This is a genomic window from Blattabacterium cuenoti (assembly GCF_014251275.1).
Lineage (GTDB): Bacteria > Bacteroidota > Bacteroidia > Flavobacteriales > Blattabacteriaceae > Blattabacterium > Blattabacterium cuenoti_AG.
This window is the reverse complement of sequence record NZ_CP059183.1, coordinates 285,780-298,599: the sequence shown is the minus strand read 5'-3', so window position 1 is coordinate 298,599 and position 12,820 is coordinate 285,780. Positions and strand designations below refer to the sequence as shown.

The following is a 12,820-nucleotide window of genomic DNA, read 5'->3' as shown; positions in this document are numbered from 1 at the left end:
TTCATATACAATAATATTTTGCACGAATAATTCTAAAAAAACCATAATAATCTTTTTTTATTTCTATGTTATAACATCCTTTTTTTTTTAAAAAACAAAGAATATCTATATAAATAAACTGGTTTATTTCTAAATAGATAAAAACTACACCAGTAAATGTAGTTTTTATAAAAGAAAAAATTTTTTTATAGAAAATTAAGGGATTTTCATCTGGAACAAATAAAGCCTTGAAAGGTTCGTATTGAGTAATATTAGGATGCAAAAATTTTTTTTCATAAAGTCTTATGTAAGGTGGATTACTAACAATGATATTAGTTTTATTATTACCTATATTACCTATAATTTTTTTAGAAAAAGGTAATAAACATTTAAGAATATCCATATGAATGAATGATATTTTTACATTATGTAGTTTTGCATTTTTCTTAGCTAGGTTTATAATTTTTTTAGAATAATCAATCGCATAAATATGCTCAATTTCAGGTATTTTCTTTTTTAAGGTAATACTAATGCATCCACTTCCCGTCCCAATATCAAATATTTGAATTCTTTTATTGTTTTTTCTATGATCTTTAAGGATCCAAGCTACTAATTCTTCAGTTTCTGGTCTTGGAATAAATACAGTTTCATTAACGATAAACTCATTTTCAAAGAAAAATGCCTTTCCAATAACATATTGAATAGGTCTATTTTTTTTCAGTTCCCATAACTTTCTAAGTAATTTTTCATAAAGAAAAATTTTTATTTTTTTTCTATAAATAAGTTTTAATAAAATAGTTGTTTTATCACATTTTAAAATATGAGTAGTAAGCAAAAAGAATATATTATCTAATTCTTTAGGTTCTTTATATAACTTTTTAAGAGTTTTTTGAAACAAATAATAAAATTTGTAAATAGTCCCCATGAACATTAATAAAAATTATAATAATGCTAAAAAAATACTGATTTTTTCATATATTTAATCATAAAAGAGATAATGCACTATTACGATGATCATACTATTGTAGCATTAGCTACTCCTATTGGCCCTAGTGCAATTTCTATTATTCGTATTTCAGGAAAAGATTCTATATCTATTATTAATAATATTTTTTTTTCTATTAAAATTGGTAAAAATTTAGAAGATCAATCTACACATACCATTCATTTAGGTTATATTAGAGATGTTATAAATGATAATAATACTACTAATACTAATTTGGATAAAGTTTTAGTTTCCATTTTTAAATCTCCATTTTCCTATACAGGAGAAAATATGATAGAAATATCCTGTCATGGATCTTATTATATTCAACAACAGATATTGAATTTATTAATTAGAAAAGGAATGAGGTTAGCTCATCCTGGAGAATTTACATTTAGAGCTTTTATGAACAAAAAGTTAGATTTATCGCAAGCTGAAGCTATATCAGATCTGATTTCATCTGGAAATAAAACTTTACATGATATTTCTTTTCAACAGGTAAAAGGATCAATATCTAATTATATTAAAAATTTAAGAAAAAAATTATTACATTTATCTTCTTTGTTAGAGGTAGAGTTAGATTTTTATGAAGAAAATATGATTTCCTGCAAAAAATCGGAAATTTGTGATATATTATTAGGATTAAAATGCAGTTTTAAAAAATTAGTTGAATCATTTTCCTTAGGGAATGCAATAAAAAGTGGGATATATGTTGTGATTATTGGAGAAACAAATGTTGGAAAATCTACTATTTTCAACAAAATTATACAAGAAGAACGTTCAATAATATCTCCTATAGAAGGAACTACTAGAGATTTTATAGAAGGGTCTATAGTTATAAATGGGATACTTTTTCGTTTTTTAGATACTGCAGGAATAAGAAATACAAATGATTATATAGAAAATATTGGAATAGAAAAAACGCTTATTAAAGTAGAAGAGTCTCAAGTTATATTATATATTTTAGATTCTACTATAAAAAAAATACAACAAAAAAAAATTGTTAATGATATTCAAAATCTTCACATAAAATATCCTGATAAAACAATTTTTTCTATAGCGAATAAATCCGACATCTCTTCTTTTAAAGATTTTTATAATATAGAATCAAAAGTTTCTTATTTTTTTGAGATTTCTGCAAATAATTACAATGGAATACAAAAAATACTTAATACTTTAGGAAAAGTATTTATTGAAAAATTAAAATCAAAAAAAACTGTTATAACACAAAGTAGACATTACGAAGTTTTTAAGCATTCATTAAAAGAAATTTCTTTAGCATATAAAGCTTTTAATAAGGGTTTTTCTGAAGAAATCATTTCTATTCATATAAAACAAGTATTACATTATTTAGGAAAAATTACTGGAGAAATCACTAGTGAAGAAATATTAAATAATATTTTTTCTAAATTTTGCATTGGAAAGTAATAATTTTTTTTTATTATGAAAAATTTTGTAAGAGTGCGTTTTGCTCCGAGTCCTACTGGCCCACTACATTTAGGTGGAATAAGAACTGCATTATATAATTATCTTTTTGCTAAGAAACATAAAGGTACATTTATTCTCAGGATAGAAGATACAGATAGAGAAAGATTTATACATAATTCAGTATCATATATTTTAGAATCACTAAAATGGTGTGGAATAATACCTGACGAAGGAGTAGGATTTGGTGATGGCCCTTACGCCCCTTATTATCAATCTAAAAGAGGTAAAATTTATATATTTTATTTAAATAAATTGTTACAAAGTGGGCATGCTTATTATGCATTTGATACGTTTGAAGATTTGAATAAAAAGAGAAATGAATATAAAAACATGGGAAAAACTTTTTCTTACAACCATAGGACCAGAATGTTTTTAAATAACTCTTTAACCATGACCAAAAAGCAATTACATATTAAATTTAAAAATAATTTACCCTATGTAATTAGGTTTAAAGTTACTCCTGGTAAAATGTTGAAAATACATGACATTATACGTGGCCCATTAGAAATGAATACTGAACATTTAGATGATAAAATACTATTGAAATCAAATGGAGGAGCAACTTACCATTTAGCTAATACAGTAGATGATTATTTAATGAAAATTACTCATGTTATTAGAGGTGAAGAATGGATTTCATCTATGTTTTTACATGTATTATTATATAAATCGTTCGGGTGGGATATTCCTTATTTTGTTCATCTTCCTTTAATATTAAAAAATAATGGAAAAGGAAAAATTAGTAAAAGGGAGATAAATTATAATAAAATACCCTTATTTCCTATACAATGGAAAGATCCCAATACAAATACCTTTATTCCTGGATATAGAGAACTTGGATATTTTCCAGAAGCATTTGTGAATATGTTAGCTTTATTAGGGTGGAATCCAGGAGGAAAAAAAGAAATTTTTTCTTTGAAAGAATTGGAAAATTTTTTTTCTTTAGAAAGAATAAAAAAATCAGGAGTTTTTTTCAATATAGAAAAATTAATTTGGTTTAATAAACAATATGTGAAGAAAAATAAAAAAATAATCTTTAATTTATTATGTAAAGAATTAAAAAAACGTTCTATTGTATGTAAACAAGATTATTTAAACAAAGTGATAGATATAACAATAGATAGAATTCATTTTGTGCATGAAATATGGGAAAAATCTTTTTATTTTTTTACTTCACCTAAACGTTATGAATATGAAGAAATAGATTTTAGTAATTATAAGACTAAGATTGATATAGTCTCTAAACTAGAGAATACTTGTAATTTATTATGTAGAGTAAATCCATTTACATATGAATATTTGAAGGAATCGTTTAAAACAATAAAAAAAAGACATAAAATAATGCAATTAGTACGATTAGCATTAGTAGGAGAGGGCAAAGGTGTAGATATTTGTATTATTTTATATATGATAGGTAAAGATAAAAGTGTAAAACGTATTAATAAATTTATTAATATAATGAATAACAAAATTTTCCCATAATTTTCTTTGAAAAAAGAACATAAAAATATAGATTTATGTATATATCTTTTTAAAAAAAATTCCAATGTGTAAACATTATGAAAATATCATGATAATTACTCCTATATTATCTGATGATCAAGCAAAAAAAACGGTAAAGGAATATGAAAATTATATTATACAAAAAAAAGGTAGAATAGTTTATCAAGAACATTGGGGATTAAAAAAACTAGCTTATCCTATTAAAAAAAAACAAAGTGGCTGTTATCATTTGTTTGAATTTATATTCAATCCACATGCAATTTCCGATTTAGAATTAAAATTAAAACAAGATGAGCGTATATTACGGTTTTTAACTGTTAAACTTGATAAATATGGAATAGAATATGCGGTAATAAGAAGAAAAAAAATTTTAAAAAAAGATGAGCAACTTAAACTTAGAGAAAGTGAATAAAAATAATACAAAATTATCCAAAACAGATAGTGATTTAAGATATTTATCACCTATTAAAATAGAGACAAAATCTAAGAAAAAATATTGTTATTTTCAAAAAAGAAACATAAAGTATATAGATTACAAGGATCCTATATTTCTCATAAAATTTTTAAATGCACAAGGAAAAATATTACCTCGTAGAATAACAGGAACTTTACAGAAAAATCAAAATAAACTTAACTCTGCAATTAAGAGATGTAGACAAGTAGGCCTTTTACCTTTTGTTACAGATGATTTAAGATAATAATAATATAAAAATAAAATATATAAATATAATAAAATAATAAAAATGAAAAATGAAAATTATTTTAAAAAAAGATGTAGAAAATCTAGGATTTAAATATGATGAATTAGATGTAAAACCTGGTTATGCTAGGAATTACCTAATTCCAAAAGGTTTTGCTATTTTTTCATTACCTGGATATTATAAAAATGTTAATAATAATAAAACATTAAAAATTCGTTATGAACAAGAATATGATAAAATAGCTATAGAAGATAAATTAAAAGATTTATTTATAAAAATTCCAATGAAAGTAGGTAAAAATGGAAAACTTTTTGGTTCTGTTAATAATCAATATCTTACTAAAGTATTAAATGAAAAAGGAATATCCATAGACAAAAACTTTATAAAAATTATTGGAAATAAAATAATTAAAAAAATTGGGCTCTATCAGGCAAAAATTATAATACCAAGCAAAAGCAAACAAGAATATATGTTAAATTTTGAAATAATTTCCACGGATTAAAGTATTATACAATAAAAACATATTTAGAATAATTACAACAATAGTAATTATCCAAGATGTAATTTTCAAAATTGGACCATTTGTAAATAAACCCATTTTATCATGATCTCCTGTAAAATTTACTAATGGTATAATAGTGAATATTAGTTGAATAGATAAAATTATTTGACTTATTATTAATAATTCTGATGTTCCTTTTTCTCCATAAATTATAGTTACAATAATAGCAGGTATTATAGCAATTAATCGGGTTATTAATCTTCTTATCCAAGGTTTCAATTTAATATTAATGAACCCTTCCATAACTATTTGTCCAGAAAGTGTTCCAGCTATGGTAGCATTTTGTCCTGATGCTAGCAAAGCTAAAGCAAATAAAACTCCAGAAAGACTTGAACCTATTATAGGTGTTAAAAGCTTGTGGGCCTCAGTAATATCTGATACTTCTGTATATCCAAATTTATGAAAAGTAGCTGCAGATATAATTAATATAGATGCATTAATAAAAAATGCTAATAACAAAGAAAATGTACTGTCTATAGTTGCATATTTAATGGCCATTTTTTTTCCTTTGATAGTGCGGGGGTATTTCCTGGTTTGTATAATACTTGAATGAAGATAAAGATTGTGTGGCATGACTGTAGCACCTAAGATTCCTATAGATATATAAAAAGACCTATAATTATTAATAATTTCAGTATTTGGAATAATTCCTTTTAATATTTCAGTAATTTCAGGTTTAGAATGTATTAATTCAAAAATGAAGCAAACTAGTATAATAAAGATTAGAGTTGCTACTATACTTTCTATATATCTAAACCCCTTGTATTGAAAAAATAAAATAATTAAAACGTCTGTTGCAGTAATAAAAACTCCCCATAATATAGGAATTTTAAATAGTAGTTTTAATGCTATTACTGATCCAATAATCTCAGCCAGATCACAAGCAGAAATAGCAATTTCACATAATATCCATAATATAAAACTAACCATAGGAGGATAATGATCTCTGCAGGCTTGTGCTAGATCTCTTTCACAAACTATTCCTAATTTTATAGATAAATGTTGTAAAATAATAGCAAAAAAATTTGATATGCAAATAACAGATAATAACATATATCCAAACTTTGATCCCCCAGCTATATCTGTTGCCCAATTTCCAGGATCCATATATCCTACAGAAATTAATAAGCCCGGGCCAGTAAAAGCATAAATTTTTTTCCATATATTTTGTGTATAAACAGGAATAGAAGAAAAAACTTCTGAAAGAGTAGGAGTAGTATTTTTTTTTCTCCATCCTAAATAATATTTATTTTTCTTTTTATTCATATTATATTATATGAAAAGATAAATTAAATGTAAAATTTCATTATTTCATTTACATTACTATTTTTTAAAAACAGTATAAAGTATAAAATTGCATTATTAAAAGTAATTTTATATATTTGAATATAAATTTATTTTTTTAGGTCTGTTACTGTTACTATACTATATAGGTTAGGTTAGGTATATATATAGGTATATACTATACTTGATTTTTATTTTTTTAATAAAATTTTTGGTATTTTAGTTTTTTTTTACTTTATGCTTTATGAATGAAAAGGATAGCTATACAAGGAGTAAAAGGGTGTTTCCATCATGCAGCTGTATCCAGTTATTTTGAAGGATGTAATTATAAGTTAATGGAATGTTCTACTTTTAGAGAATTGGCAACTTCTGTAGCTGAATCAATTGTAGATGTAGGAGTTATGGCTATAGAAAATACTATAGCAGGTACTATATTAACAAATTATAATCTTTTATCAGAATACAATTTAAAAATAGTTGGAGAAGTATATATGCCAATCAAACATCATTTAATTGCATACCCCGGCCAAAATTTAGAGGATATAAAGGAAATTTATTCTCATCCTATGGCAATTTTACAATGTGAATTATTTATATTTTCACATCCTTACATAAAAATATATGAGTATTATGATACTGCTGCCGCAGCAAGATATATTTCTATATACAAAAAAAAAGGATTAGCAGCAATAGCTTCTGAAAATGCAGCTAAAGAATATGGATTGGAAATAATTTCTAACAGCATACAAACTATTAAAAATAATTTTACAAGATTTTTTGTAATTCAGAATAATGATTGTAAAAATTATTCTTCTTTTTTTAATAAAGCATCCTTAAAACTAAAAATCTTGCATAAAACTGGTAGTTTATCTAAAATACTGAGTTTAATATCTAATATTGGAATAAATATGACTAAAATACAATCTATTCCAATAATAAAAATCCCATGGGAATATTCATTTTATGTTGACATTATATTTAATAACGTGAAAGATTATCATAAAATGAAAAAAAAAATTAAAAAAATTCCATGTATACATAAATTATCAATAATGGGAGAATATAAAAATGGAATAATTAATAAAACATCATGATTGTATCAGCAAAGAGAATGAATAAAATATCTGAATATTTTTTTTCTAAAAAAAAGAAGGAAATACATGATATAGAAAAAAATGGTATAAAAGTAATAAATTTAGGAATTGGAAATCCTGATCTTTTGCCACCATATAGTGTAATTAAGAAAATGAAGGAGTCATCAGAATTTCCTTATTCTAATACTTATCAGAAATATATTGGAATAGAAAAACTTAGAAAATCTATTTCAGATTGGTATTTTAATATGTATAAGGTGTGTGTAGATCCTAAAAATGAAATATTACCACTAATGGGATCTAAGGAAGGAATTATGCATATAAGTCTATCTTATTTGAATAAAGGGGATCAAGTCCTAGTACCAAATCCTGGTTATCCTGTTTATTCTTCTATATCAAAACTTTTAGAGGCAAAAATTATTTATTATGATCTTTATGAAAGTGGAAATTGGTTACCAAACCTACAATTATTAGAATCTTTAAATCTGTCAAAAGTTAAAATAATGTGGGTTAATTACCCCCATATGCCTACTGGAGCTACAATTGCATTAAATGATTTAGAAAGAATTGTTACTTTCGCAATAAAGAATAAAATTTTACTTGTTTACGACAATCCCTATAGTTTTATATTGAATGATAAACGTTATTTAAGCATATTTAACGCAAATAAATCTAAAGATATAGCATTGGAGTTGAATTCTTTAAGTAAAAGTTATAATATGCCTGGATGGAGAGTAGGTATGGTAATAGGAAAAAAAGAATTTATTAATAACATCCTAAAAGTAAAAAGCCAAATGGATTCTGGAATGTATTATCCCATACAAATTGGAGCAGTTGAAGCTATGAAACATGGTGAAGATTGGTTTAATAAAATTAACAAAGAATACTTGAAAAGAAGAAAAATTATATGGGATATCTGTGATTATATGAACTTAGAATATTCAAAAAAATGTTCAGGAATATTTGTTTGGGCTAAGTTAAAAGGAAGTAATCCCAATGACTACATATGGACGGAAAAATTTCTAAATAAATATCATATATTTATCACTCCTGGAAGAATATTTGGAAATAATGGAAAGGGTTATGTTAGATTTTCCATATGTTGTCCTATAGAACTTTTATGTAAAGCAAAAAATAGAATTTTCTCATGAATATTGGAATTATCGGATTAGGTTTAATTGGAGGATCTATTGGATTGAAATTGAAAAAATCAAATTTTGGAGATAAATTTATAGGAATGGATTATAACCATGACAATGCTTTGAATGCCCTAAAACTTGGAATTGTAGATGAGATCATTCCTTTGAAAGATCTTGTTATGCAATCATCCTTGATTATTTTATCTATTCCAGTAGATGGAATAAAAAAAATACTTCCAAGTATTCTAAATAAAATAAGTATAAATACTGTTATTTTAGACACTGGATCTACAAAAAAAACTATTTGTAATAGTATACGATATCATCCAAAAAGAAATAGATTTGTCGCAACTCATCCTATTGCAGGAATAGAAAAATCAGGCCCTATTTCAGCTAGTACTGATCTATTTTATAATAAGAATTGTATTATTTGTGATTCAGAACTTAGTGATCCAGATGCAATATATATTGTAAAAAAAATATATTCTATTATGGGAATGGAAATGATTTATGTAACTTCTGAGGAACATGATATGTATATTGCATATGTATCTCATTTACCTCATGTTATTTCATTTTCTTTAGCAAATACAGTACTAAAAAAATTCGAAAAAAGAAAAGAAATTATTAATAATATGATGGGCAGTGGTTTATATTCTACTACACGTTTAGCAAAAAGCAAAGCAGAAACCTGGTTACCGATTTTTATGTCTAATAGAGAAAATATAATTCAATCAATCAACTTTTATATTGATTCATTGGAAGATGTTCGTAATTATTTATTGAAAAAAAAATTTAATAAAATTTTTCAATATATTAAACGAGCAAACGATATCAAAGATAATAAAAAATATGTGTAAATTAATTGTATTATGAATTTTGATGGTAAAATACATTATACATATACATCATATACATTATGAATAATAATATAGATAGATCATGGATTGATAAATGGGAAGTTCCATTTGTTATATCAGGTCCTTGTAGTGCAGAGAATGAACAACAAGTTCTTGAAACAGCTAAAAGATTGAAGGAATCGTGTCATATACAAATTTTCAGGGCAGGGATATGGAAACCTAGAACTAAACCCAACAATTTTGAAGGTGTAGGAGAAAAAGGATTGAAATGGTTACAAGAAGTAAAAAGAAAATTCGGTATAATGGTAGCTACTGAAGTAGCTAATGCTAAACATGTTGAACAATGTATAGGTAACGATATAGATGTTCTTTGGATTGGAGCTAGGAGTACTGCAAGTCCTTTTACTATTCAAGAAATAGCAGAAGCTTTAGAAGGTAGTAATCCAATTGTATTGGTAAAAAACCCTATACATCCTGATTTAGAATTATGGATAGGAGCATTAGAACGTTTATTAAAAAAAGGTATTAGAAAGTTAGGAGTAATTCATAGAGGGTTTTTCATTTACAAGCATTCTAAATATAGAAATCAACCTAATTGGAATATTTTATTAGAATTAAGAAAAATAATATCTAATATTCCTATTATATGTGATCCTTCTCATATTTGTGGAAACAGAAAAGGTATTATGGATATAACTAATAAAGCTTTTCATTTTCCATGCGATGGAATTATGATAGAAAGTCATTGTAATCCTGATAAAGCTTGGAGTGATGCTCAACAACAAATAACCCCAGAGAATCTTTATGATATCTTAAAAAGACTAAACATTAGAAGTAAAGATAAAAGTAAAATTAATTTGGATTCTTTAAGAATTCTTATTGATGAACTAGATGAAAATATTATTTTTCTTTTAGCAAAAAGAATGAAAATTTCCAAAGAATTAGGAACTATAAAAAAGAATTTAGATATTGCTATTTTTCAACCAGAAAGATGGAAATATATTATTAAAAGATATATTAGTATTGGTAAAAATTTAGGTCTATCTGAAAAATTATTAGAAAATATTTTTGAAATTTTACATAAGGAATCTGTTGAAATTCAACAAAATAAAGTTAGTGAATAAAGCTAAATAGTAAAATGGCTTATTTATTTACCAGCGAATCTGTTTCAGAAGGTCATCCTGATAAAATTTCAGATCAAATATCTGATACTATATTAGATAATTTTTTAGCAAACGATCCATTATCTAGAGTGGCTATAGAAACTTTAGTAACTACTGGGCAAGTTATAATAGCTGGAGAAGTAAATTCAAAAACTTGGGTAAATGTTCAGAAAATATCTCGTGATTTACTTCATAAAATAGGATATAATAAAAATGAATATAGATTTAATGCTGATTCTTGTGGCATTCTATCATCTATTCAAAATCAATCATTAGATTTATATGAGGGGATTAATAATTATAAAAAAGAAAAAACAGGAGCTGGAGATCAATGTATTGTATTTGGATATGCTATAAAAGAAACTGAAAATTATATGCCTCTATCTCTTGAACTATCTCATCATCTACTACTAGAACTTTCCAAAATTAGAAAAGAAGGTAAAATAATGCCTTACTTACGTCCAGACGCTAAATCACAAGTAACATTAGAATATTCTAAAGATAATATTCCTTTACATATTAATACTGTAGTTATTTCTACTCAACATGATGAATTTGATACAAAAGAAAAAATGCACAAACGTATTATTCATGATATAATAAATATTTTAATTCCAAGAGTAAAAAATAGCAATTTTTATTCAAAAAATGTATATAAATTATTTACAAATAAAACAAAATTTTATATTAACTCTACAGAGAAATTTGTTATTGGTGGCCCTCATGGAGATACTGGAATGACTGGAAGAAAAATAGTTGTAGATACTTATGGAGGTAAAGGGGGCCATGGGGGAGGAGCTTTTTCTGGTAAGGATCCATCTAAAATGGATAGATCAGGTGCATATGCGGCTAGACATATAGCAAAGAATCTTGTTGCAGCTGGAGTATCGGAGGAATTACTAATACAAATATCTTATATAGCAGGAGTTTCAGAACCAGCAGGTATATTTGTAAATTCTTATGGAAAATCTCTATTTGATGATGAATTTATTGCTTTTAACATTAGAAAAATTTTTGATTTATGTCCATATGCTATAGAAAAAAGATTAAAATTACGTAACCCTATATACGAGGAAACTTCAGTATATGGGCATATGGGGAAGAAAACAAAGAAAGTATCTAAATATTTTTTAGATATAAAAGGAAATCGTATTAGAAAAGATGTAGAACTTTTTACATGGGAAAAATTGGATTACATACCAATTATAAAGGAGTTTTTTAATTTAAAAAATTAAATTATGTCTTACAATTTATTAAAGGGAAAAAAAGGAATTATATTTGGAGCTTTAGATGAAAATTCTATCGCTTGGAAAGTAGCAGAACGTGCTTATGAAGAAAAAGCATCTTTTATCTTGACAAATTCTCCAGTTTCTTTAAGAATTGGTAAACTTCATGAATTATCTAATAAAACAAAATCCATTATCATTCCAGCAGATGCTACTTCTCTTTCAGATATTAATATTTTATTTGAAAAAACATTAGATTTATTTGGAGGAAAAATAGATTTTTTATTGCATTCTATAGCTATGTCTATAAATATAAGAAAAGGATTAAGTTATCCATACATTAATTATGAATTTTTAAAAAAAGGATGGGATATATCAGCAGTGTCTTTCCATAAAATTATGAAAGTTGCTTGGGATAGAAAAGCCTTTAATAAGTGGGGATCTATTGTAGCCTTAACTTATATAGCATCTAAAATAAGTTTTCCACATTATGTAGATATGTCAGATTATAAATCTTATTTAGAGAGTATTACAAGAAATTTTGGATACTATTGGGGAATAAAAGAAAAAGTAAGAGTAAATACAGTATCTCAATCTCCTTGTCTAACAAGATCATCAAAATCAATTAAAGGATTTGATAAATTTTTTTTATTATCTGAAAAAATATCTCCTTTGGGGAATGCAACTGCACAAGATTGTGCAAATTATATTATTACACTTTTTTCTGATTTAACAAAAAAAGTAACAATGCAAAATTTATACCATGATGGTGGATTTTCTAAAACTGGAATTGGAATTACTGATACTATCAGTACATGATTAAACCAAAGCTAAAA

At 25.1% G+C, this 12,820-nt stretch carries 13 protein-coding genes; 11 read left to right on the top strand and 2 right to left on the bottom strand.

Annotation, left to right across the window (positions count from 1 at the left end; genetic code table 11):
• Window position 1 precedes the first annotated feature (1 nt).
• Complete coding sequence (locus tag H0H76_RS01420) at window positions 2–877, bottom strand: HemK/PrmC family methyltransferase (RefSeq protein ID WP_317168055.1); 876 nt, start codon at window positions 875–877, stop codon at window positions 2–4.
• 99 nt (window positions 878–976) lie between these two features.
• Here H0H76_RS01420 and mnmE point away from each other — a divergent pair, with 99 nt between their 5' ends.
• From mnmE to rplI, 5 genes are all read left to right on the top strand, one after another.
• Window positions 977–2,392 carry a tRNA uridine-5-carboxymethylaminomethyl(34) synthesis GTPase MnmE gene (mnmE, locus tag H0H76_RS01415; protein WP_185855758.1) on the top strand — a complete coding sequence of 472 codons (1,416 nt, stop codon included), beginning with the start codon at window positions 977–979 and terminating at the stop codon, window positions 2,390–2,392.
• 15 nt (window positions 2,393–2,407) lie between these two features.
• Window positions 2,408–3,934, top strand: a complete 1,527-nt coding sequence (gene gltX / locus H0H76_RS01410) for a glutamate--tRNA ligase (RefSeq protein WP_185855757.1) — start codon at window positions 2,408–2,410, stop codon at window positions 3,932–3,934.
• Window positions 3,935–3,998: 64 nt separating this feature from the next.
• Complete coding sequence (gene rpsF, locus H0H76_RS01405; protein WP_185855756.1) at window positions 3,999–4,367, top strand: 30S ribosomal protein S6; 369 nt, start codon at window positions 3,999–4,001, stop codon at window positions 4,365–4,367.
• Window positions 4,360–4,653 (top strand): 30S ribosomal protein S18, encoded by a 294-nt coding sequence (rpsR, locus tag H0H76_RS01400; RefSeq protein ID WP_394798731.1) that lies wholly within the window; start codon window positions 4,360–4,362, stop codon window positions 4,651–4,653. Before rpsF ends, rpsR begins: the two co-directional genes overlap by 8 nt.
• Window positions 4,654–4,705: 52 nt before the next feature.
• Window positions 4,706–5,158 (top strand): 50S ribosomal protein L9, encoded by a 453-nt coding sequence (gene rplI, locus H0H76_RS01395; RefSeq protein WP_185855754.1) that lies wholly within the window; start codon window positions 4,706–4,708, stop codon window positions 5,156–5,158.
• Here rplI and H0H76_RS01390 read toward each other — a convergent pair.
• Window positions 5,129–6,484 (bottom strand): Nramp family divalent metal transporter, encoded by a 1,356-nt coding sequence (locus H0H76_RS01390; protein ID WP_185855753.1) that lies wholly within the window; start codon window positions 6,482–6,484, stop codon window positions 5,129–5,131. The genes rplI and H0H76_RS01390 overlap by 30 nt on opposite strands.
• 266 nt (window positions 6,485–6,750) lie before the next feature.
• On the opposite strand from H0H76_RS01390, the gene H0H76_RS01385 reads away from it, so the two are divergent.
• The 6 genes from H0H76_RS01385 to H0H76_RS01360 are packed head-to-tail and all read left to right on the top strand — an operon-like array spanning window position 6,751 to window position 12,803.
• On the top strand, window positions 6,751–7,596 hold the full coding sequence (locus H0H76_RS01385) for a prephenate dehydratase (protein WP_185855752.1): 846 nt from the start codon (window positions 6,751–6,753) through the stop codon (window positions 7,594–7,596).
• The gene (locus H0H76_RS01380) at window positions 7,593–8,747 is read left to right on the top strand and encodes a pyridoxal phosphate-dependent aminotransferase (protein ID WP_185855751.1); all 1,155 of its coding nucleotides are present in this window, start codon (window positions 7,593–7,595) and stop codon (window positions 8,745–8,747) included. Before H0H76_RS01385 ends, H0H76_RS01380 begins: the two co-directional genes overlap by 4 nt.
• Window positions 8,744–9,595 (top strand): prephenate dehydrogenase, encoded by an 852-nt coding sequence (locus tag H0H76_RS01375; RefSeq protein ID WP_185855750.1) that lies wholly within the window; start codon window positions 8,744–8,746, stop codon window positions 9,593–9,595. Before H0H76_RS01380 ends, H0H76_RS01375 begins: the two co-directional genes overlap by 4 nt.
• Window positions 9,596–9,654: 59 nt before the next feature.
• Entirely contained in the window at window positions 9,655–10,719 is a 1,065-nt protein-coding gene (locus H0H76_RS01370; protein ID WP_185855749.1) for a chorismate mutase, read from the top strand.
• Window positions 10,720–10,733: 14 nt separating this feature from the next.
• Entirely contained in the window at window positions 10,734–11,993 is a 1,260-nt protein-coding gene (gene metK / locus H0H76_RS01365) for a methionine adenosyltransferase (RefSeq protein ID WP_185855748.1), read from the top strand.
• 3 nt (window positions 11,994–11,996) lie between these two features.
• Window positions 11,997–12,803, top strand: coding sequence for an enoyl-ACP reductase FabI (locus tag H0H76_RS01360; protein ID WP_185855747.1), 807 nt, complete (start codon window positions 11,997–11,999; stop codon window positions 12,801–12,803).
• Window positions 12,804–12,820 lie beyond the last annotated feature (17 nt).